General features: G+C 41.4%; 15 protein-coding genes. 10 read left to right on the plus strand and 5 right to left on the minus strand.

The genetic code is table 11. The features are described from left to right. Positions 1–81 precede the first annotated feature (81 nt). From HUW48_RS12285 to HUW48_RS12300, 4 genes are all read left to right on the plus strand, one after another. Positions 82–2187 carry an outer membrane protein assembly factor BamB family protein gene (locus HUW48_RS12285; RefSeq protein ID WP_182415946.1) on the plus strand — a complete coding sequence of 702 codons (2106 nt, stop codon included), beginning with the start codon at positions 82–84 and terminating at the stop codon, positions 2185–2187. A gap of 865 nt (positions 2188–3052) precedes the next feature. Further along, positions 3053–6385, plus strand: coding sequence for a choice-of-anchor tandem repeat GloVer-containing protein (locus HUW48_RS12290; RefSeq protein ID WP_182415947.1), 3333 nt, complete (start codon positions 3053–3055; stop codon positions 6383–6385). A gap of 421 nt (positions 6386–6806) precedes the next feature. Continuing rightward, the gene (locus tag HUW48_RS12295; RefSeq protein ID WP_182415948.1) at positions 6807–8897 is read left to right on the plus strand and encodes a PAS domain-containing sensor histidine kinase; all 2091 of its coding nucleotides are present in this window, start codon (positions 6807–6809) and stop codon (positions 8895–8897) included. A 564-nt stretch (positions 8898–9461) separates the two neighbouring features. Further along, positions 9462–10391, plus strand: coding sequence for a hypothetical protein (locus HUW48_RS12300; protein WP_182415949.1), 930 nt, complete (start codon positions 9462–9464; stop codon positions 10389–10391). Positions 10392–10636: 245 nt separating this feature from the next. Here the strand turns inward: HUW48_RS12300 and HUW48_RS12305 are convergent, their stop codons facing one another. Beyond that, on the minus strand, positions 10637–12940 hold the full coding sequence (locus HUW48_RS12305) for an InlB B-repeat-containing protein (protein WP_182415950.1): 2304 nt from the start codon (positions 12938–12940) through the stop codon (positions 10637–10639). Positions 12941–12989: 49 nt separating this feature from the next. Between HUW48_RS12305 and HUW48_RS12310 the strand changes: the two genes are divergently transcribed. Continuing rightward, a protein-coding gene (locus HUW48_RS12310; RefSeq protein ID WP_394368414.1) for an IS3 family transposase occupies positions 12990–14089 on the plus strand; the annotation gives its coding sequence in 2 pieces (ribosomal slippage) (positions 12990–13251 and positions 13251–14089; 1101 coding nt in all). 40 nt (positions 14090–14129) lie between these two features. Here the strand turns inward: HUW48_RS12310 and HUW48_RS12315 are convergent. The 3 genes from HUW48_RS12315 to HUW48_RS12325 all read right to left on the minus strand — a co-directional run bounded on the left by HUW48_RS12315 (position 14130) and on the right by HUW48_RS12325 (position 16942). Then, entirely contained in the window at positions 14130–14954 is an 825-nt protein-coding gene (locus HUW48_RS12315; RefSeq protein WP_182415951.1) for a chitobiase/beta-hexosaminidase C-terminal domain-containing protein, read from the minus strand. Positions 14955–15966: 1012 nt separating this feature from the next. Then, the gene (locus tag HUW48_RS12320) at positions 15967–16767 is read right to left on the minus strand and encodes a hypothetical protein (RefSeq protein ID WP_182415952.1); all 801 of its coding nucleotides are present in this window, start codon (positions 16765–16767) and stop codon (positions 15967–15969) included. A gap of 7 nt (positions 16768–16774) precedes the next feature. Beyond that, positions 16775–16942: a hypothetical protein gene (locus tag HUW48_RS12325; RefSeq protein WP_182415953.1), complete on the minus strand. Its 168-nt coding sequence runs from the start codon at positions 16940–16942 to the stop codon at positions 16775–16777. A 574-nt stretch (positions 16943–17516) separates the two neighbouring features. Between HUW48_RS12325 and HUW48_RS12330 the strand changes: the two genes are divergently transcribed. From HUW48_RS12330 to HUW48_RS12350, 5 genes are all read left to right on the plus strand, one after another. Beyond that, positions 17517–18758: a site-specific integrase gene (locus tag HUW48_RS12330; protein WP_182415954.1), complete on the plus strand. Its 1242-nt coding sequence runs from the start codon at positions 17517–17519 to the stop codon at positions 18756–18758. A 42-nt stretch (positions 18759–18800) separates the two neighbouring features. After that, entirely contained in the window at positions 18801–19775 is a 975-nt protein-coding gene (locus HUW48_RS12335) for a hypothetical protein (protein ID WP_182415955.1), read from the plus strand. Positions 19776–19918: 143 nt separating this feature from the next. Next, positions 19919–20209 carry a helix-turn-helix domain-containing protein gene (locus HUW48_RS27595; RefSeq protein WP_182415956.1) on the plus strand — a complete coding sequence of 97 codons (291 nt, stop codon included), beginning with the start codon at positions 19919–19921 and terminating at the stop codon, positions 20207–20209. Next, positions 20191–20709, plus strand: coding sequence for a hypothetical protein (locus HUW48_RS12345; RefSeq protein WP_182415957.1), 519 nt, complete (start codon positions 20191–20193; stop codon positions 20707–20709). Before HUW48_RS27595 ends, HUW48_RS12345 begins: the two co-directional genes overlap by 19 nt. Next, on the plus strand, positions 20687–21787 hold the full coding sequence (locus HUW48_RS12350) for an AAA family ATPase (RefSeq protein WP_182415958.1): 1101 nt from the start codon (positions 20687–20689) through the stop codon (positions 21785–21787). The genes HUW48_RS12345 and HUW48_RS12350 overlap by 23 nt, the downstream gene beginning before the upstream one ends. Positions 21788–22025: 238 nt before the next feature. On the opposite strand, the gene HUW48_RS12355 is transcribed toward HUW48_RS12350, so the two are convergent. Beyond that, entirely contained in the window at positions 22026–22190 is a 165-nt protein-coding gene (locus tag HUW48_RS12355; protein WP_182415959.1) for a hypothetical protein, read from the minus strand. Positions 22191–22203 lie beyond the last annotated feature (13 nt).

Below are 22203 nucleotides of genomic sequence, written 5' to 3' on the forward strand. Positions count from 1 at the left end.
TTAGTAAATGTATTTCCGGACAAAACACCTCTTTACTTTCGGCCATTTTGTTTACATTCGTACTTTCCTCCAAACCTACTCATGAAACGTTTCACCTACTCAGCCTTACTCCTGACAGTTGGCCTGCTCAGCCTGACCGAAAAACCCGCCACCACCGACTGGCCCGAATACAACGGTGGGCCAGATCGCAACCACTTTTCGCCACTTACGCAGTTAAACCCCAGTAATGTTGCGGGCTTAAAAGTTGCCTGGGAATATGCTTCAGGTGGGGTGGACACACTCAAAAACAACACTCAAATTCAGTGTAACCCGCTTATTATCGACGGCGTGCTGTACGGTGTTTCGGCGGGGTCGCAGGCCTTTGCGCTTGACGCTGCCACGGGCAAGGAGCTTTGGAAAACGGCCTTCACTGACAATACCTTTGCCATGAATAGCCGGGGTGTTACCTACTGGACCAATGGGCGGGAGGCCCGGATCTTCTTCGCCTACGGCGCGCTGCTTTACGCTCTCGACGCCCGAACCGGGAAACCGGTGCCCAGTTTTGGAAAAGAAGGAAAAATTAACTTAAAAGATGGTCTCGCCCGCCCCGGAGCCGACGATTACGTGGTGAGCAACACGCCGGGCGTGGTGTATAAAAATCTGCTCATCATGGGCCATCGGGTGTCGGAGATCGCCCCTGCCCTGCCCGGTGACGTACGCGCCTACGACCTGCGCACAGGGCGGCTTGCCTGGACGTTCCACACCATTCCTCATCCCGGCGAGTATGGAGCCGACACCTGGCCGAAAGACGGTTACCTTAACTTTGGTGGAGCCAACAACTGGATGGGCATGGCCATCGACCGCCAGCGTGGCATTGTCTACGTGCCTACTGGAACTGCGGCCTTCGATTTATACGGCAGTAACCGGCCTGGGCAAAACTTGTTCGGCAACAGCCTTGTGGCTCTCGACGCGTCCACGGGCAAGCGACTCTGGCATTTTCAGACGATCCACCATGACATTTGGGACCGCGATATTCCGGCTCCTCCCAATTTATTCACTGTTGTCCATGAAGGCAAAAAAGTAGATGCCGTTTCCGTATTGTCCAAACAAGGGTTCCTCTTTGTCTTCGACCGGGTCACGGGAAAGCCGCTGTTTCCGATTGAGGAACGACCCATGCCCGCATCCAGCGTCCCAGGGGAACAAGCCTGGCCCACTCAGCCTATCCCTTTGAAACCTGCGCCGTTTACCCGTCAATCTTTTTCTGAAAGCGATATTAACGACTTTGTAACCGACCGAGATACTGTGGTGGCCCAACTTCGGCGCTGGCAATCGGGAAAGGAGTTCATTCCTCTTCCCCTAAGTCCCAACCGGACCGTATTTTTCCCCGGCACCGACGGGGGGGCGCAGTGGGGCGGAGCGGCGGTGGACGAAGAGGGCATTATGTACGTTCCCTCCAAGCAAATTCCGGTCACTATGGGACTTGTTCCAACCCCTGAAAGTTCTTTGTCAGCCGGAGTTGTTAACCGCACCGGTAGTCAACTCTACCAAACGCATTGTGCCTCGTGTCACGGTCAAAACCGCGAAGGTAGCCACGACGGTAGCTATCCAACTTTAGCAGGTATTTCCAAAAAACGCAACGAGACATCTGTAGCCCAAGTGGTAGCTAAGGGTCAGGGTATGATGCCTGCCTTCACTAACCTAAAGGAAGCTGAGCGCAAAGCTATTGTGGATTTTCTGTTCGGCAAAACAACGTCCGTTGCCAGCAAGGCGAGCCTTAATACCGCCCCCTACCATCACACCGGGTTTACCCGCTGGTACGACCGGGCGGGGTATCCTGTGAGCCGGCCACCCTGGGGCACACTTACAGCAATTGATATGAATACGGGCGAACACCGTTGGCAAGTCCCGCTGGGCGAGTACCCCGAATTGGTAGCTAAAGGTCTACCACCGACTGGCACCGACAACTATGGTGCACCGGCCGTTACGGCGGGCGGGTTGCTGTTCATAGCTTCCTCGCGCGACGAACTCATTCGGGCTTTCGACCGAAAAACGGGCCGTGAACTCTGGCGCGCCAAACTGCCCGCTGCCGGGTATGCTTCACCGAGTACCTACGCCGTCAATGGAAAGCAATACGTCGTGATTGCCTGCGGTGGAGGCAAACTTAAAACCAAGTCAGGGGATCGGTACGTGGCGTTTGCGTTGCCTTAAACGACTACTACGTCGTATACATTTTCATTGTATTTTAGCTCAACCTTAAAAAAGTAAAGTTAATCTTCAAATAGGTGCCTGAGGCAATCAATTTGTGCTATTAATGAAAGCCTTACTCCCATCAAAATCCGTTAAAACAGGAGATTATGGGAGCATAGTCTATTTTGCTTAATTTTTGAATTTTATACTCCAGGTTAATAAAAAAAGTATGTTAGACAAACTCCTGAAATAGCTTTACACCAATTAAGTAAAGCTATTTAAAGTGTTGTACCGCTGGTCTGATAAACTGTTTATATTAAACTATAATGACCATGTTCAGAAAAATGGTCCTTTCTTGGGGAGGGTTTTAAATCTATATTCGGATTTCATTTTTAGAAACAATGAAAATTTCCGCCACTAGCGTACTCAACCAAATAAGATGCCCTATCGCTGAATGACTTTCTTAGGCGGAAAGTGAAGTAAATCCATTTAAGTATATTTATTTAAAAAAGCAAGATTTCTAATAAATTAAGGTTGTGTTTTGTAATATTATTGTTTATCTTTTATTTCTGATAGGTTTTAGAATTCCTACCGATTAGTTCTGTTTATGCCGGTAGTCGAGCAATCATTTTGTAAATGAATTAAGTTTAAACATAAGCACTAATAGCTTAAAGATTCCCACGCCAGCGACCTGGCCCTTGACACTTGCGGCATGCTTCTACTTTTAATGCCATTTTCATGATTTTCTATTAAGTAAATAATAAAAGTCAAATTACAGGCAGAGCTACTAAGCTCGTTTTCATTAAATCAGTAAAGCCCCACCTCTTTTTTTACCTTTCTTTTACTTGCGGTAATCAGGTTATTTTTAAACCAGGAATAGTCTATTATGAAATCATCAATAACATTAGCTGTTCGAAATCTACTTTCCTCTGCAATTAATTGCCCTTTAATAATCAACCTGCAGAACTCATTCTATTTTAGCCATCTTAGAGCATGGCTGGTAACCGGTTTACTATTTTTATTATCAAATTTTGCTGCCATAGCCCAACAAGACATTCTATTTGGCCTGACCTCTGCTGGTGGACTACAGAGCGCAGGTACGGCCTTTACCATTCAAAGCAATGGATCAGGTTTTACAGTTCAAAAAACCTTTGCCAAATCCGGACATTCCCCTACCGGCGATTTAATTAAAGCTTCGGATGGCAATTTTTACGGCATGAACTCGTCTGGTGGTACTTATGACTACGGGAATATTTTTAAAATATCATCTTCCGGTATGCTAACAAGTTTGCATAGTTTTAATGGTCTATTAGAAGGGGGCAACCCACGTGGCAGCTTGGTGCAAGGTACCGACGGTAACTTTTACGGCATGACACGGGATGGTGGTACCAATGGCAGAGGCACTATTTTTAGAATTACGCCGGACGGTACCTTTATCGTACTGCATTCTTTCAGTCTTACAACGGAGGGAGGTAATCCTTACGGTAGTTTAATTCAGGGTGCCGATGGCGATTTTTATGGACTTACCTCTAGAGGAGGTTTGTATGGTAATAACACTCCTTATATTGGTTATGGTACTGTATTTAAAATAACACTGGAAGGTACGTTAACTGTACTGCGTCATTTAGACCAGGCGAATGATGGTAGTAATCCGCGCGGCAGTTTAATCCAGGGAGATGACGGCAACTTTTACGGCATGACCTCAGCTGGTGGTACTTACCGTTCCGGTACCATTTTTAGGATTTCGCCTATCGGCACCTTTAGCGTGCGGCGGCATTTAAATCCTATTACCGATGGAGCAGTAGCCAATGTAAATAATTTAATCAAAGCTTCGGATGGAAATTTTTACGGGATGCTCTACCAGGGTGGAACGTATGGTTATGGTACCATCTTTAAGCTTACTCCCAGGGGTATATTTACTGTTCTCAAACACCTGAATATGATTCCTGATGGCGGTTGGCCAAACGGTAGTTTAGTGCAAAATATTGATGGCAACTTCTATGGCATGACGTCTTACGGCGGAACGTATCGTTTTGGTACAATTTTTAAAATAACGCTAGGCGGTACGTATACGGTTCTTAAAAATCTGAATGCCTTGCCTGATGGCAAATATGCGCGGGGTAGCCTCACACGCAATAACAACGATGGCAACTTTTACGGCATGACTTACGCAGGTGGAAATAATTCGCTTGGCACTATTTTTAAAATTACACCCGGTGGTGCCTTTACCGTACTCGTTCATTTGCCCGAAGGTTCGGGAGCTAACCCAAGTGCCAGCTTAATTCAAGCCTGGGATGGCTCTTTTTACGGTATGACGCAAAAGGGGGGTACTAGTGATAATAGTGGTAGTATATATAAGTTTTGCAACAGTACCTTTTCTACTCTTAAATCTTTTGATAAGGCTGCGGATGGTGGTAACCCCCAGGGTAGTTTAGTGCAGGGCGCCGATGGTAATTTTTATGGTGTAACTTTAGAAGGTGGGATGTATAATTATGGTACTATTTTTAAAATAACGCCGGGTGGCACGTTAACCGTACTCTGGGACCTGGACGGAACGATTGATGGTGGCAAACCTTGGGGTAGCTTGGTACAAGGCTCTGACGGTAACTTCTACGGCACTGCTTACTCAGGCGGAACCTATAATTACGGAACTATCTTTCGGATAACCGCAAGTGGGGCCTATAGAGTACTTTATAATTTAAATCAATTCAAAGATGGTAGTTTTCCTCAAGGCAGCTTAGTCCAAGGTGTCGACGGTGATTTCTACGGAATGACCTCTTCTGGCGGCATATATGGCCAAGGTACTATCTTTCGAATAACCTCGTCCGGTGTCTTTCAGGTAATTCAATATTTTGACAAGACTAATGGAGCCTCCCCTTTTAGCAATAGCTTAATCCAGGGTACCAATAATAATTTGTATGGCATGACAGAGGAGGGTGGTGCTTACGGTTATGGTACTATCTTTAAGGTTACTCCACAGGGCTCATTTACTTTATTACATAGTTTAAATATTACGATGGATGGCGGCTATCCAAAAGGCAGCCTAGTAAAAGGCTCTGCCAATACATTATACGGCATGGCCTTTCAGGGCGGTGCGTATGGAGGCGGGACCATTTTTAAAATAACCAATGATAGCAACTTTACGGTATTACATCACTTCAACCTAAGTACCGATGGTCATTCGCCATGGGGCAGTTTGGTGGTGCAGAAAGCCAACCCTATAGCGAAAGCTCAGAGTGTTACAACAGCTATAAACACTCCGAAAGCCATTACGCTTACTGCTACGGGCGGCGGCACTCCTTTAGAGTTTAAGATAGCTGGCCAACCCCAACATGGTACGGTAACCGGCTCGAATGCGCACCGCGTTTATACGCCTAATCCGGGCTTTACCGGCACCGACTCGTTTAAATTCCGGGTAATCTGGGGCTGCCAGAGTTCCACTTCTAAAACGGTTATTATTACGGTTGGCCAAGCTAGTATGGTAAGAATTAATGCGGGTGGTAGTGCAGTAGCTACTTCCTTAGGCAAATTTAGCGCCGATACTTACTTTAGCGGCGCAACGAGTATTTCTTCAACAGCTTCAGCTATTGGCAATACAATCAACGATGCACTCTACCAAGATAACCGGCGGGCTACTAACAACGGGGGAAACTTTGAATACAGCATTCCTATTAGGAATGGCGCTTATACTGTGAAACTGCATTTTGCGGAAATTTTTCATATAACAACTGGTAAACGAAAGTTTAACGTGAGCGCCGAAGGAGTCAGTTGGTTAAGTAACTACGATATTTTTGCAGCCGCGGGGGGAGCTAGAAAGGCCCTTATTGTTACAAAATCCATTATTATTTCCGATGGGATCCTAAATGTACGCTTTATCTCCATCGTAGATAAAGCGTGTGTTTCGGCCATTGAAGTGTTGCCAGTAGCGGCGGGGGAATGCTTTATAACGGCAGAGGAGTTAGTAGCGGAAAGTATAGTGGCCACGAGTATTTATCCCAATCCGGTAAAAACCCTTTTAACAATTCAACTGAATGTTCCAGTTACTAATCTACAAAGCTCCATTAGTGATGTTATCGGTATGGAAATGCTTTACAACCCGCATCAAGAAGTAAATAATGATAAACTGCAAATAAATGTAGCCTCCCTTCCTGCCGGTTTGTATTTGCTGCAACTAGAATCCGATCAGGGGCACCAAACTTTCAAGTTTATAAAGGAGTGAGGCATAGCAACTTTATAATTTATTTACATATCAAAAAGAAAACCTTCTGGTAGAAGTTTATAACAGATTTGGTTCATCAAGGATTTAATTTACCCCATGCCGCTGTGACTTTATAATCTTAATCATACGGGGGTTCTTTCTCCTATGCTGCCTTATTTCGGTACCTGTTGTTACCCGATAAAATTGCCCCTATAAGTTCAGTTATGTAAAATGATTTAAGTATAAACATAGAAATAAAGTCGTTTCCTCATAAATATTTGATTAATGTATCTTCTGATTTCGCAATTAAAATAATCGAACGATAATCGTCAGGAACTCTTTTTAAAGTTATTTAAATTAATCTGCCTTTAAATAACTTGCCCATTCTATAACCTTTTATCCTGCTTTAAGTTTTGACTTTAAGGTTTGTTTCCTTTTACTTATGACCAACACTTCTTCTGCTCTACCTGAACTTTCTCTCCTAAATTTTCAGTCCATTTATGCCTCAATGCCCGGCAACTTCCTTGTTTTATACCCAAATGCTCCCCATTATTCTATTTTAGCCATTACGGAGGATCTGTTGCAAGCTACGGGTAGAAAACAAGAAGACACCATTGGGAAAAGTTTCTTTACCCTATTTCCGGAAAACCCAACTACCACTGCGGTGGTAGATCCTTCCCCTATTCGTATCTTGTTGAAGCAGGTTTGGCAATCTAAACAGAAAGCCCAAATGCCAATAATTCGCTACGATGTCCTAAACACCAAGGGAGTGTTGGAAGAACGGTATTGGTCCGTGAGTTGTAAACCGGTACTAGCAAAAGACGGTAATGTAGCATACTTCATACTAGCGAACAATGAAATTACAAATCCAATACAAGTTGACCAAAACCTAGGGAATACTGCAACATCCAACGTCTTCAGTGCTGCAATCGAAGTAACCGAACAGGCATTGACTCGCAAAGGAATAGAAGAAAGTGAGCAACAAGTACGAGCCATTATAGCCAGTTCTCACCACCCTATCGGGGTTTATTTAGGAAATGAATTGCGCATCGAATTTGCCAATCAAAGTTTGATGAATGGCTTAGGAAAAGGGAATGATATTATCGGCAAGCGCTATAAAGATTTACTACCTGAATTAGCGAACCAGGGAATTTTTGAAAAACTGGATCACGTACTGGCAACGGGGATTCCCTATCATACCCAAAATCAGAAACTTGAGCTGGTGGTAGACGGTCAGTTAAAGTCCTTTTACTTTAATTTTAGTTTTACTCCTTTAATAAATTCCGCGGGTCAGGTCTATGGCATTGTAAATACCGGAGCCGATATTACGGCCTTGAACGAAGCCCAACAAAAAATAGAAGAAAGCGAGCAGCGCTTCCGGCTTATGGCCGATGCTTCTCCCACGATGATCTGGTCTCTGGCCCCGGATGCTTCTCTTAAATATGCTAATAGCTTTATGCTCGGGTTTTTAGGTATTTCTATGGAGAAATATAAGGCCGATAATTGGTTGCCCTACATTCACCCGGAAGACCAGCAGCGAAGTATCCATACCATTGGTGAGGCATTTGAGCAGCGGCAGCCTTTTCGCAATGAACACCGGTTTTTACGCCATGATGGGGAATACCGATGGCTACTTTCCCAGGCCGCTCCCAGTTATTACCCCAACGGTGAAATATATGGATACGTTGGCTCTTCAGTCGATATAACGGAAATAAAACAAGCAGAAATGAAGTTGCAACACTATGCTCAGGAACTGGCAACAGTCAATGAAGAATTGCGCTTCTCCCATAATCAGGTGCAGGAAGCCAATATAAAACTGTCGAGCATTAATCAACAGTTAAGTCGGATGAATGCAGATATGGACAACTTCATCTATACGGCCTCGCACGATCTAAAAGCGCCTATTCTTAACATTGAAGGCTTGATGGAGGCTCTGCGGAGTCAGTTATCACCCGCAAGTTTGCGAGCCGAAGACATCCAGTATACGCTGCATTTAATAGCCGATTCAGTGCAACGTTTTAAACGCACCATCGGGCATTTAACGGAAGTTACCAAGTTACAGAAAGAAAATAATTTGGAAGCTACCTCCGTCAACCTAGCGTCCGTAATTAGCGAGGTGCAATTAGATCTAGCTAACGACATTCGAGCAGCCCAGGCCCGTGTCGAAGTGGAGGTAACTAATTGTCCTACCATTCCCTTCGCGGAAAAGAATATGCGGAGTATAGTCTATAATCTCCTTTCCAATGCACTCAAGTACCGCTCACCTAACCGGCAAGCTATAATCCAAATACTTTGTGCTAGCACGGACGATTACCAGGTACTTACCGTAACCGATAATGGTTTAGGCATGGACTTGTCGGGTCAATCAAAACTTTTCACCATGTTTAAACGACTGCATACCCACGTAGAAGGCTCCGGCATTGGGTTATACATGGTTAAGAAAATAATAGAGAATGCCGGGGGAAGAATTGAAGTTAGTAGTAAGGTGGATGAGGGCTCTACCTTCCAGGTATATTTTCGACGAGACAAGTAAGGGGCTCCTTAGAGCAACTTCATTAAGATGCTTAATGGTCAGCGATGGCGGCCTATTTTCCGAACTTGGTTTCTTATAACTAATTTGTGGAGTTGATGCAAGCTTATACCGTTTAACTTGCTTTGTTTATGCGCCGACAAAGACTGGCTCAAACCAAGGGAGTAGTTTTATTGATTCTACGGAGCTTGCTGTTTGCCAGAATCCACGTATTCATCAGCACTAGGTATTCTCAGGTAGTGCTCAAGGGGATTAAACTTCTACGGGTTGGTTCTTTGGTTATATTACTAACAAGAAAGATTACATTCTATTTTTCAGGTTTTCCTATCCATATACGTCATCCTGGAAGGATCCAACTAGTAGGTAATCAATTAGATTCTATCAGGATGACGTACTTAAAGAAAAATAACGCTGTATTCTTTTTTTATCTCGAACTCACGTTAAATAAATCTTTTTACCCAAGCCTGTTAGCAGCCATGGTAAAGAAGACTTTGTGCATTTCTAACCCTTTGCCTACTAACAGGCAACTTTTAAGGAGTAAAAGGCATCTGGATAGAAATCCTTCTTATGAAAAGCCTCTTCCTGTTGTTACTTTTGCCTGTTTTATGTTCGGCCCAGACTCCAAACTATTTAGAATATCATCAGCAAATTATACAAGCAGAAGAATACCTGGTAGCCAGGCAGTTTTCGGAAAGCTTAAAGATCTATCGACATCTGACTGCTACCTATCCGCATGTTTTTTTGCGGGATTTGAAGGTTGCCGCTCAACTGGCTGCCTACTCGCAAGATACTGCTAACTTATATTTCTTTTTGGAAATAGCCATGCAAAAAGGCTGGACTTATCAACAGATCCGGAAAAGAGAAACCTTTCAGCAGTTTAAATCCGAACCCAAATTTAAAAAGCTGCAGGCGAACAAAGATCAATTTCAAAAAGCATTTGAGAAAAATATTAATTTAGCTCTTAAGGCGGAGATCAAGCAAATGCTGACAGCGGATCAGAAACGAGCTCTTCGCGTGGCACTAACACCCGGAAAGAGGTGGCGGGAGCGGTACACCAAGCAAAAATTTGTCCCGCACAATCGAGCACAAGTTAGGCGGATTAATCAAATTATGGATCAAGTAGGATATCCCGGCGAAAAGATCATTGGCGACCATTCTTGGGCAACGGTGCTGATTAGCCACAATGAGCATGATTCCATTTACCGGGAGTTACGCCCTAAACTTTACGCGGCTTTCGAGCGTGGAGAAATTTCTGCCATTGAGCTTGCTATCATTGAATCGTGGCGTTGCGTGGTGGATACTGGTGGAAAGGATAAAGCCTTTGTGATTTGGGAGCAAGAAATTTCCCAGCCAGAAGCTACTCACGCAGACTCTTTAAGAAGCACTATTGGACTTCGTAATATTGCCTTAAATAATAGATTACTGGACCTGGAAAAAGAGCTAAAAATAAAGTTTTATCTCTCCCCTTCCCATGGGGGACGTATTAAGGTGAAGTAATAACCATAAACTGGCACTACAAGTGCAGTTATGTAAAATGAGAGTTATAAACTAATCTCTTACATGAGAAAACATCTAAATACGCAAAGGCACCTAAAAGCAAGAAGCCTTCTTCGTAAGGAAGGCTTCTTGCCAGATCAAATAACGCTTGATTTTTGCTTCAATTACTAAATCATAATTTCAACTACAAAATCCAAAGTTGAATAGCCAATTTTTTTTTTAATAATAATCTACCTTCAGAAAAATTACTGACGCATTAACTTGACATTTGCTCTTACCTTTTCACCTTCTAACCGCAAGTAATAAACTCCTGATACCTTCATTTGCCGGGAGAAGTCAAACGAAAGTTCAGAACTTGGTTGATTTAACGATAAGTGGCCGGCGGCAAGTTTAGCTCCTGTTGCAGACACAAGAAAGTAATTTAAATTTCCTTTGATAGGTTTGCTTAGTTTGACCTGCAGCTGCCCAAATGGAGTTGGAGTTGGATAAGCTATTACTTGACCAAACATGTTTGTTTGTTCCTTTTCTGCTTTTTCTGCTACCTCTAAGACTTCTCTTGACTGCGTAACTGACTTATTTACCACCGTAAAAGTTATCGTATAAGTTGCACTAGCACTACCGCCACCATTGGCTGCGGAATAGGCGGTACCCTTTAAGGTATAACTTCCTGTGGCGGGAGTCCAACTATTATAATTACCGCTTTTATCACCGAATAAGGCATAGGGAGCACCTGTTTCCACCGTACTTCTACTCTGTTTGCCGCTTAATACCAATTTGACACTACCTACGCTGCTCGGATTCGTATTCGCCCGAATGTTCAAACTTTTTACGATGGCCAGATTAATTTCACTCCCTGAACTTAAGGTTCTAATAGGCTGATCGGTTGCGGCGTTAATTAAAGTAAAGCTTACTACCTGTTGACCCGGTGCCAGAATAAAGGAGGCGTTGATATTTTTGTTACCATTCATGGTTACCGTAAGCGGGTTAGTTGTTACCGTAGCACTACCACTCCAACCATTGAATGTGTAGCCTGTTGCTGGGGTAGCTGTGAGAGTTACATTGCTACCACTATTATAGCTAGCTTGGTTAGGACTTTTAGTAACTGTGCCGCTCCCCGTTGTACCTACTGTTAAGCTGTAGGTCGACGTACCGGTGCGGCTGAAATTGGCAGTAATGCTCTTATTGACATTCATCGTAATGGTGAGCGGGTTCGCTGTTCCCGAAGCAGACCCACTCCACCCGCTAAACTGGTATCCAGTAACTGGTGTTGCCGTTAACATTACAGTGGAACCACTCTCGTAACTGGGCTGGTCCGGACTTTTTAAAACGGATCCGTTGGCGGCAGTAACCGTTAAATTGTAAGTAGTAGAAGTAGGTTGATTGACTAGCTTGAAGGAAATAGTAAGCGGTGTTCCCGCTGTACCACCCCCACTAGCTTGCGTATATGGTGTACCCATTAAGGTATAATCACCTGCGGTGGGCACCCAATTATTATAGTTGCCGTTATTATCACCAAAAAGAGCGTAAGGAGCAGCTGTTTCGGTAGAGTTTTTTACTTGTTGGCCACTTAAAGCCATTTTCACGCTACCCACCGTTAACGGTTCTGTATTAGCCCGAATATTAAAGTTTTTGGTAGTATAAGCAGCTACATTAATAACTTCTCCTGGTTGGATCTCTTTAATTAGTTGATCCGTATCGGCGTTCATCAAACTAAAACTAACTACTTTCTGACTGGAGCTAGGAGCGGAATAATACCCTTCGGCCACTAAGGCATTAATAAACCGGGTTACATTTCCGTTCATCAGGCCATCCACTCGGTTTACCTCGGGCAACCAATGTATATTACGCGTACGTGTTACGCCGTCCTCCAGGGCATCTCCCCAACGGGCCGATTCTCCAATAATAGCAGTATTAATGTAGTTATTAATTTGCGCCCAACGGGCCCTCGAAGCCGCATCGGTCAAAGCTCCCCCATTAAAACAATGCTTATTTACCCGTTCCACAAATACCCGCATAAAATCACTGTTTTTCCGAGCAGCATGCCAAATCTTGGCCATAGTAGACGTTCCCGTAGGATTTTTGCGAAACTGGGGATGCACCCAGGCTCCCTGATTCGAGTTGAAGGAAACATCCCAGGAATACTCATTATCCCAAGCAAAATACCGGAAAGGTTCGGCTGGCACATTACGGTTACCTCCGTGAAAGTTGTTGTTTGGCCAATCGCTCATCCCTGTCATCCAGGAAACAATCAGATAATCACAGAATTTTTCTACGTCTAAGTACGATTTAAATTGCTCGTAATTGGTACTGGTACTCAGATCTTGGTTGAGGAGTGTATTTGTTAAATAATTAAAGCGAGTCGGGTCCCCGTGTCGAATACCATCGTGATCCAAAGCCATCCAGTCCTCGTAGGCACCGCCAAAATACTTGGATAGCATACCGGCATCGGAACGTTCCACCGGATTGTAAAGGCCCCAATACAATCCGTTCACGTATAAATGCACAAAAGTTCCTCTTCCTCCTACTCCTGAAATTGTAAGCTTCCCCAAAAATAGAACTGTTCAGGAAGAGGAAAAAACTTAACTTAGAACAGTACTTATGAAAAGAAAGATCTTTAGTCCCCAACAAATTGCTAAAATTCTCAAGGAATTTGAGGATGGTAAAAGTGCGGCCGAGATTAGCCGAGAGCATGGAGTGAGTCAAGCGGCTTTTTACAAATGGCGGCAACGTTACAACGGTATGGATGCGACCGAGCTGAAGCGGCTCAAGGATTTAGAAGAAGAGAACCGGCGGTTGAAAGCCATGTATGCGGAACTAGCCTTAGACTTAAAATTAGCGAAGGAGATCATCGAAAAAAAGCTTTGAAGCCCTGCCAAAAGCGACAGCTGGTGGAAGAGGTTTACCAGCAACCACAAGCCGGCATCAGCAGGGCGTGCCGGGTATTGAGCTTAAGCAAGTCGGTTTACTATTATCAAGCTGTTAAAGAGGACCAACCGGTGGAAGAAGCTTTACGGCAGAAAGCCGAGCAGCATCCCCGAGAAGGTTTTTGGAAGGTCTATGTACGGTTACGTAAAGAAGGCCATCTTTGGAATCATAAACGGGTTTATCGCATCTACACCGCTTTGGGTTTAAACCTGCGTCGTAAAGCGAAAAAGCGTCTACCCGCCCGCATCCAACAGCCCCTGCAAGTACCGCAGACATTGAACTATACTTGGTCGATTGATTTTATGAGTGATGCTTTGCTGAACGGGCGAAAGTTCCGCTCTTTCCATGTGCTAGATGATTATAACCGGGAAATCTTGCATATTGAAGTGGACTTTTCTTTGAAAAGCAACCGGGTAGTTTGGGTACTGAATCACCTATTAAAGCGAAGAGAAAAACCAAAACAGATCCGAATGGATAACGGACCAGAGTTTGTGGCTAGCTTAATGAAGGAATGGAGTCAGGTCCAAGGGATAGAATTTAAATATATTCAACCCGGCAAGCCAACGCAAAACGCCTTTGTAGAACGGTTTAACGGTACCTTCCGCCGAAATGTACTTAATGCTTACTTATTTGAAAACCTGGAGGAAGTAAGAGAAATTACGGCGACTTGGCTCGAGGATTACAACCATAAAAGACCACATGATGCTTTGAATGGAATGGCTCCCGTTGAATATGCTAGAAAAAAGCAGCTTAGTAAAGTAGTATCACCTTAATTAGAATTTATAATTGTAACCAGTTCTAAAAACGGGAAGCTTACAAAATCGCTAATTGAGAGGCCCGGTACCATTCATCTCGGGTATAACACGTGCGGTTGGCATTAAAGCCCCGTGCCCAAGATCGGTTATTGCCGGCACGTAATACAATTTTAGTCTTTGTGAAAGAAGTAGCTGCGTCTTCCCCATTCAGTAAGGCCTTTTTAAATAAGTTAGTATAAATAATAGACTTAATATTTAGTTTTAGAGCTCGCTTCATCCGATTATGGCTATGCGATTCCAAGCCGGTATCAAATTGTTCTTTGGAACCATCCGGATACAAGATTTCCACCGAAGATTGAAAGGTAGTCTCGCCTTCGTATAAATCTAAGAATTCATTTTTGTCTAAAACCAACGACATGGTTGGAATAGAGGTCATTCCTTGTTTGATCATGCCACTGTAAGCAGAATTATTTACTACCTGAGGATCCATCTCATAGTCATGAGTAGCGGTTCCCCCGACTGAATTAGTGGCATATACATTATTAGGCCAACCCGGAATATTGGCGGGTTGCTTTAGCACATCATCTAAGAATAGATAAGAATGCGTCATAACAGGGGTGGTAGTTGAACTATTAAAAGCAAAGGCTCGGACCACACTGGTGGTATTAACCGGAATAGCTTCGGAGTAAATGAAACCAGTAGTAGGTGTGGGAGCGGTTCCATTAATCGTATACCGGATGGTAGCTCCCTCCAGACTAGAGCTCAAGGTTAACAGAAAGGGATTATCATAAAAGCCGCGTTCTTTCGAGAAAGTTGGCGCTTGACCTTGTGCCAGAAAAGGCAAAACCAATAAGAGTGATAAAATACGTAGCTTTCTTGTCATGAATAGATATGATTAAGGGTTTAACAATAAAAAGCGGAAAGCGGGAAGAATGGAATGATTTAGAAATAAAGAGAAGAACTTTATTTCACAGGATACATTCTTGATGAGGATAAAAAGACATCCTGTATCGCCAATGAGTAGAAAATAGAATAGACTCCGTACAAAATTATTCCGAAGTGCATCTAACTTAACCTTACTTTTAAATTATTGCAAATTTTGGCACCAAAATCTTTATCTTTTTTATAATAATTATAAAATAATGGTCTTTGGCGCTTAATTACTTAGCAACATTTCTCTTTTTATAAGTGAAAATATCGTTAAGTATCAAGTATAAAAAAATTACTACTAAACTTAAATTCTTACTTGAGAAAAATTGACAAGCCACTTTTTTGTTTTTCCTGGTAGTTAGTAGGGAGTAAGCAAAATATTTAATTATTAAGAATAAATACATTGATTCATACTTTCTAAATTTTTATTTACATTAAATGTTATTCAATTAGAATTACTGCCTGGCATTTAATGTTTGAACCCCAAAGAAGGATTTAATTAAAATTAGCCTTCTTCGGGTTCGTCATTAGCTAATGGATAGTAGATCAAAACCAGCGAAAGTTTCCTGATTAACTAGTATTAATAAGTTTTTCTTTCCCTAAATACGGTTGTCAATGAGGGTGAATTAGAATACTGGCTACTAGCTTCTTTTTACATCGAGGCGGCTTAAAAGTACACATAGCAAAAGGTGGCTTGTATGTGAATGGTGGCGTTATAGGCTCCTTATCTTATAACCCTTCAACCCTTCCAATGATTTCGGCACATTGGTACAAGATGTTCGCGGCGTTCGGGAAGAAATCAGAACCTAAAAAACCTTACTTAAAGCCTATGAAGTGGCTACGGAAGTTGGCAATGAGCTAAATGAAATACAGACCATTAAAGACGAAGCTAGCCTTTAATAGAAAACCCTAGCAATATTTGCTAGGGTTTTCTATTTTCAGGACTTCTTAAAAATATTATTTTCCTATTTAAAAATGGTTTTATAGATATACTTGGCTATACTAAAAAGTAATGTAATTACAGTTATATAAAACCCGATGAGACCTAATAAATTAGTGTTCCGATCTGTCCAAGAAGATGAGTCAGCAGCAAGTAAAAGATCAGGAAAGAAGTTAATCTTATTTACGGAATATAAAACCACCACAATTCCTGAAATTACAATTAAAATTGCATACCAAACAGCTTTCTTTATAGCATTTTGGATAGTGGAAGCTTTTTCACTTACATTCTTCAAACTAAAAAAAGAAAAGGAAAATACTAACCAGGCTAAACCCATTACAAATTCTTTATATTGTTGTAAAGGAACGGGGTATTCTTTGGAATGGATAGACTCATCGATGGCTCTGTATAGAGCTTGAACTTTCTTTTCGTCTGTTCCTTTTACAGTTAATTTTCGATACCGATTTCCTAATGATAAATTAGCTTCAGTAATAGGTTGATTATCGAAATTATAAACCAGGGATACTTCGGTATAACTTTCCTTTTCTAAGTTCAACAACTTAACTTGGTTGAAAGAGGTTAAGGTTATAGTTTTTTCATCTCTTCTAAAATCACATTTAAGCAAGGGAAAATCCCGAGGATTAGAGCTGCCTGATGTTGTATCTTTTACAAAATATTCTATATCTGAAGCAATTTCCTTGAAGTCACATAATGGAAGTCTTAAACTACCATATTCATTTGCCCTAGTATAATATTCAATAGGGGTTTGACCAATAGAAAAAAAGGCAAGCAAAATAGCAACAAATAATAACTTTATCTTAAGCATATTATAGCTACTTGGCGGAAATGTCTTTTTTATCCTTTACTAATGTATTTTCTAAAACATCACTAGCAATTTCCACTATAGTTGTTCTTGGCTCTTTATTCACCTTTCTTTCCAACTGAATTTTGAGTAGTTCAGAGTGGGCAGCATCCGAAATTTGTATCTGTAGTTTTTTCATATCCCAATTTAAGAGTATCTACTCTCAAAATTGCTATAAACATAAATAAAAATATTTTTTATAACTATTCATTATAATTTATAAATGTTTATAACAAGTCACAACTAATTATAATTAGAAAAAAACCCGTAGGTGCGAACTCCGGGCTTAACTCACTAATTATTCATCATTATAAAACCGGTTTAAGGTATGAAAAATTTAGCATCAAAGTCTAAGGTAGCAGCTCCTATTGGATCCTGTAATTTAAAGCCAGGTCAGAAAATCAAATCAGCAGCTTTATTACTGGGAGCTTACCAAAGAAAATAGAAATAAACTAAAATCGCCTAAAATAGAAAAGCCCCTCAGAACTAATCTAAGGGGCATTTTTGCGGTCCGGACGGGACTCGAACATATTGATATTATTAAATTCTACTTACTCCTAAAACACACCAAAATGCCTTAATTATTATTCATAAAGGCATTTTACAATATAAGTACTAGCAAGTACCAACAGGCAAGTACAATTTTAGTGTCCGAAATATTTCCGAAAATTAAATGTGTATGGTATATTTGGGCATTCTTACTCTCATTTTTAATGACCCTAAATTATTACTTGGATAAACCAAAAGCCGAAGGAGAAACTGCCATTTATCTTTTTCTCCGCACCGGTAAGCAGACCATTAAGTTGAATACTGGACAGTATATAAATCCAAAATGCTGGAACCCTAAACCAGATAGAAATGGTAACCACGTTAACCGGAAATATTCCGGATTCTCCAGCTTCAATGAATGGCTAGATGGATTAAAGAAAAATGTGCACGAGCTCTATAACCGCTTGACCCAAGATAATGCTGTTTCCTTCGAGGAATTAAAGGAAGCAGTCTTGGGTATATTGCAGAAAAAAGAGGTACAAGTAACAGCCACCTTTGCCGACCTTTTCCGGACCTATATCGATATTAATACTTCTGAACGAAGTAAAGGCACTCTTACTAAGTACCGTGTACTTTTGAATCACCTGGAAAATTTTAGCAATGAGAAGAACTATAAGCTGACCTTCGAATCCATAAATATGCAATTCTTCGACCTTTTTCGTACTTATTTAATAAAGGAGAAAAAGCATACAGATAATACCTTATGGAAAGACTTCGCTACTCTGAAATCCTTTATGAATTGGGCGTTAGCCAGGGATCTTCATCAGAACCTTACCTTTAAAAAATTTAAGGCACCCCAGAAAGGAGCAGACATCATTTATTTAACCGAAGCAGAACTGATGAGGCTTTACCAAGCAGACTTATCCCATAAGCCTAAGTTAGAGCGGGTACGGGATGTGTTTTGTTTTGGCTGCTTTACAGGCCAACGCTATTCGGATATAGCTAATTTGAAGAAAAGTAATATAAAAGGAGATAAGTGGCATTTAAGGACCGTTAAAACAGATGAATCACATCAAGTTCCTTTAAATGCGTTCGCCTTAGCCATCCTAAATAAGTATAAAGATGCAATAAGACCCATACCCGTGTTGTCTAACCAAAAGACAAATGATTACCTGAAAGAGTTAGGTAAGCTAGTAGGCATTGATGAGCCCACCAGCCTTACTAAAAGACGCGGGAATGAGAAGCTGACCAATACCCAACCGAAGTACGAGTTTATCAGCACCCATACGGCTCGACGGACTTTTATCACCCTATCGCTCGAAAAAGGAATGCGGCCAGAGGTAGTCATGCGGATTTCTGGTCATTCTAATTATGCTACTTTTAAAAAGTACATAAAAATAAGCGAGAAAGTAACAGAGACAGAAATGAACCAGATTTGGCAGATGCCGGTTGATAGTAAGTCTTAAATTCTATTAACACTTTGTATGGTAAATTTTGGTGATAAGATCTTGAAAATAGTTCAAGAGCAAGAAAAAGTTTTTAATCCGACTCCAAAAATTCGGGAAATAATTTTACAAGAGTACTTAGAAGATTTCGACAAGTATAGCGAAGAAGGTTCTTATTTTGATGATTTAAATACAAGCGCCCATTTTGAAAGAGAAATAGAGGATAGAGTTTCTGAATATCATAAGAATAAAATGAATTTTTTAGAAGGACTTAACCTTCGATCTGATTACATTACACTTAAAAAATTAGAATTGTTAAATCAGAAACAAAAAGATCAACTTTTTTATTGGGATACGCGGATTAGAATTCTAAATGCGTTTAAGGTAGCAGTCAAAAAACAACAGGAGTTAATTAATGAAGAGACATTAATGCTGCCAAGGAGTTCCTCCTGCACTGTACCACTGGAACCAGGTAAAGTTCTTCTAACAATGGATAGTGACCCAGTCCTTCGACTTTTATATTTAGCCATAAAAGATAAACCTAGCTTAACAACAAAACAAGGGGAAAAGGCCCATTACCCAGTTCTGATTATTAATGATAGGCCCGTCACTCCCATTAAGGCAATATTAACTCCTCCAAATGAAAGGCGTTATGCATACACTAATCTTTTCTATAATGGTAAGCAACATGAAGAATTTAATAAATTACCTAAGAGAAAGCCTAAAGTTACCCAGAATGAATTAGTTCTATTTTATTTCTACGGCCAGATACATAATGAAATTCAATCTTTTGCACAGATAGCAGAGGAATTTAAAATGGCTACCCAATTAGAGGCTATAAAATACTTTACAAAGGATTACGGACTTTCAGGTGATAAATTTTATCATCGATTAGGCGATTTTCAAAATGGTAAAGTGCATTTAAGAAAAGACCGTGAGGTTGTAGAAGGGGCAATCAAACTTTTACAAAATCAAGGGTGCCCAAAGGGTGTTAAAGAAGCTAATAAGGATCTGCTCTCATTAATACAGGAAGGTTGAAAGCTTAAATGCAGATTACAAGATATTACTCTTTTATTATCAATTAGTTGCATAAAATAACCCTTCTAAATAACCGGTTAATCCAATTCTGCTGAATGGTATATTATAATTTTGCTTTATAAAAATTTAATATACCATTCATCATGTTTAAAACTTTTAAACCGAGTGACGAGAGGCTAAGCAACATAGAGCAGCTCTTGTTAATTATTCTGGAGCAGACACGCCCTGCTGAAAAACTATCTTTTCCACAATCAGAACCACCCATCAAGATTGAAAGAGTTTGCGAGCTACTAAGCATCTCCAAATCCACTGCTCGTAATTGGATGAAGGACGGTCGTATACCATTTAAACGGATTGGCAGCCGGATATATTTCTTCGAGTCCGAAATCCTGGAATCTTTAGAACAACCACTTAAATGGAGGAGAGCAGCATGAGAGCGTTAGGCAAACTGGATAAACTTATACACGAGAGTATGATGAAATTATGGCAGGGAGCAGACCCTGAACTACGAGCCTATTGTTCTCCGCCATCACTCTTAATAAAGCAATCCTCCGACAAAACTGTAAAAGATTTAGCAAACAGTATTTCAAATTATTTAAAGTTTAAAGAAGTAGGCGACTGGTACCCCGATATTTCCCAAACTTATTATAATGATCAAACAGGTACTATAATAAGTAGCAATTTAAACCCGGATAGGGCAGTTATTTTGGTTAATTACAATTATATTTTTGAAGATGAACCTAGTTTGTTTGTTGAAGTTACAATCACGAAGAATGAATTATATGAAGCCGGCGAAATTTTAAACCGAAAACCTCGAGAAATTAATGAAGATAAGTGGCTCTATTATGTGGCTAAGGATTTTCAAAGCTTTTACGAATGGTTTGAGCAAACCATAAAGAGAATGGATGATAATGGAGAAATTTTCTATGAATAGTTCTACTTTCCCCATAACTCAATTAGCACAACCCCAAAGCCGCAGCACCATTGAAGAACATTTTGCCGACTTGCAGAAGCTTCGATTCGATGCCACCAAACCCATTAAGAAACCCGAAGCAGTCATCTCCATTGTCGGACATACCATATCCACCAGAGGCAATTTAACTACTCTTGCCGGTCAGGCTAAAGCCGGTAAAAGCGGGGTTTTATCGGGCATATTAGTGGGTGTAATGGCTCGACCCGGTGATACACCTGACACTCTTGGCTTAACAATAAGTCCCAATTTGGAAGGTAAATGTGTCCTGCACATTGACGGCGAACAATCCCGTTATGACCATTACCGGGGATTGATGAAGGTTCTCCAGCGGGCATCTAGAACCACGCATCCCGAATGGTTTCATTCCTATAACCTCCGGGAACTGGAAATACATCAAAGGCGGGCAAAGCTAAAGTTCTTGTGTGAGCATGTAGCCAAACTACACGGGGGAATTCACTTGATAATATTGGATGGAGGAGCCGATTTTGTGCTGGATATCAATGACCAAAAAGAAAGCAACGAAGTAGTTAAGTTTTTTGAAACACTAGCTATTGAGTACGAGTGCCCAGTGGTAATCGTACTCCACTTTAATCCCAATTCTGAAAAAACGAGAGGTCACTTTGGCAGCCAATTAGAGCGTAAAAGTGAGTCGGTGATAGCAGTAGCCAAGGACAACGATTCCGAAATAAGTACCATCGAAGGCAAGTTCCTACGAAATACCGGCAATTTGCCCAATCTGCAATTTCGGTTCGATCCGGAGAAGGGGCACCATGTCTACCATGCATTCAAAGTTAAGACCACAAAAGCGGAAAATAAGGAAGATGCATTGCGTAGATTGGTGGATGAAATCTGTCCGGATCTTTCCCGTGTTTATACTTATTCTGAGATTTGGAAATCCGTTGAAACTGCCACAGGCTTGAGGGAAGCTTCCGCTAAAAACCGGGTGAGGGAGATGGTAGACAAAGGGCACCTGCTTAAAGATGAAGAGGGGGGATACCGTCGGATCCGCTCTTCATCTAACTCTCTTAAAGTAGCTTAACCAGCATAAAAGCTGCTGCCTAAACCCTTGATTAAAAAGAGGTATAAGTATAAACCTACATATATGTAGGTTTATACTTATACCTCTTTTTAATTTATATATTTAGTACCCTTAATTAACCCATATTTCCAAGGTTAATGCCATGCTGCCCGGCTAATTTTAATCCCCGCTTAGGACTTTAGAATATTTTCCAGACGGGACTTAAGTGCTTTCTTTCCGCCCTGGTAGCATTGGCAGATTAACCCAGCATTTTTCTCCGGAAGTGCATCTTAGCAGGAACTTCTTCCACTCCTTTTTGCACGCGAGTGGAGGTAGTATCTCCCTCTCCCGGAATTTCTTTAATTATTCTCAGGTACCAAAATCCTCTCCACCGAATATATTGTTTGACTAGTTTCGCCTTCACTTACTCCCTTTTC

This window comes from Adhaeribacter radiodurans (genome assembly GCF_014075995.1).
GTDB lineage: Bacteria > Bacteroidota > Bacteroidia > Cytophagales > Hymenobacteraceae > Adhaeribacter > Adhaeribacter radiodurans.

What these genes read in the sequence shown, in the direction of transcription:
- HUW48_RS12285 (WP_182415946.1), top strand. Translation starts at nt 82, where the DNA reads ATGAAACGTTTCACCTACTCAGCCTTACTCCTGACAGTTGGCCTGCTC.
- HUW48_RS12290 (WP_182415947.1), top strand. Translation starts at nt 3,053, where the DNA reads ATGAAATCATCAATAACATTAGCTGTTCGAAATCTACTTTCCTCTGCA.
- HUW48_RS12295 (WP_182415948.1), top strand. Translation starts at nt 6,807, where the DNA reads ATGACCAACACTTCTTCTGCTCTACCTGAACTTTCTCTCCTAAATTTT.
- HUW48_RS12300 (WP_182415949.1), top strand. Translation starts at nt 9,462, where the DNA reads ATGAAAAGCCTCTTCCTGTTGTTACTTTTGCCTGTTTTATGTTCGGCC.
- HUW48_RS12315 (WP_182415951.1), bottom strand. Translation starts at nt 14,954, where the DNA reads ATGACAAGAAAGCTACGTATTTTATCACTCTTATTGGTTTTGCCTTTT.
- HUW48_RS12320 (WP_182415952.1), bottom strand. Translation starts at nt 16,767, where the DNA reads ATGCTTAAGATAAAGTTATTATTTGTTGCTATTTTGCTTGCCTTTTTT.
- HUW48_RS12325 (WP_182415953.1), bottom strand. Translation starts at nt 16,942, where the DNA reads ATGAAAAAACTACAGATACAAATTTCGGATGCTGCCCACTCTGAACTA.
- HUW48_RS12330 (WP_182415954.1), top strand. Translation starts at nt 17,517, where the DNA reads ATGACCCTAAATTATTACTTGGATAAACCAAAAGCCGAAGGAGAAACT.
- HUW48_RS27595 (WP_182415956.1), top strand. Translation starts at nt 19,919, where the DNA reads ATGTTTAAAACTTTTAAACCGAGTGACGAGAGGCTAAGCAACATAGAG.
- HUW48_RS12345 (WP_182415957.1), top strand. Translation starts at nt 20,191, where the DNA reads ATGGAGGAGAGCAGCATGAGAGCGTTAGGCAAACTGGATAAACTTATA.
- HUW48_RS12350 (WP_182415958.1), top strand. Translation starts at nt 20,687, where the DNA reads ATGGAGAAATTTTCTATGAATAGTTCTACTTTCCCCATAACTCAATTA.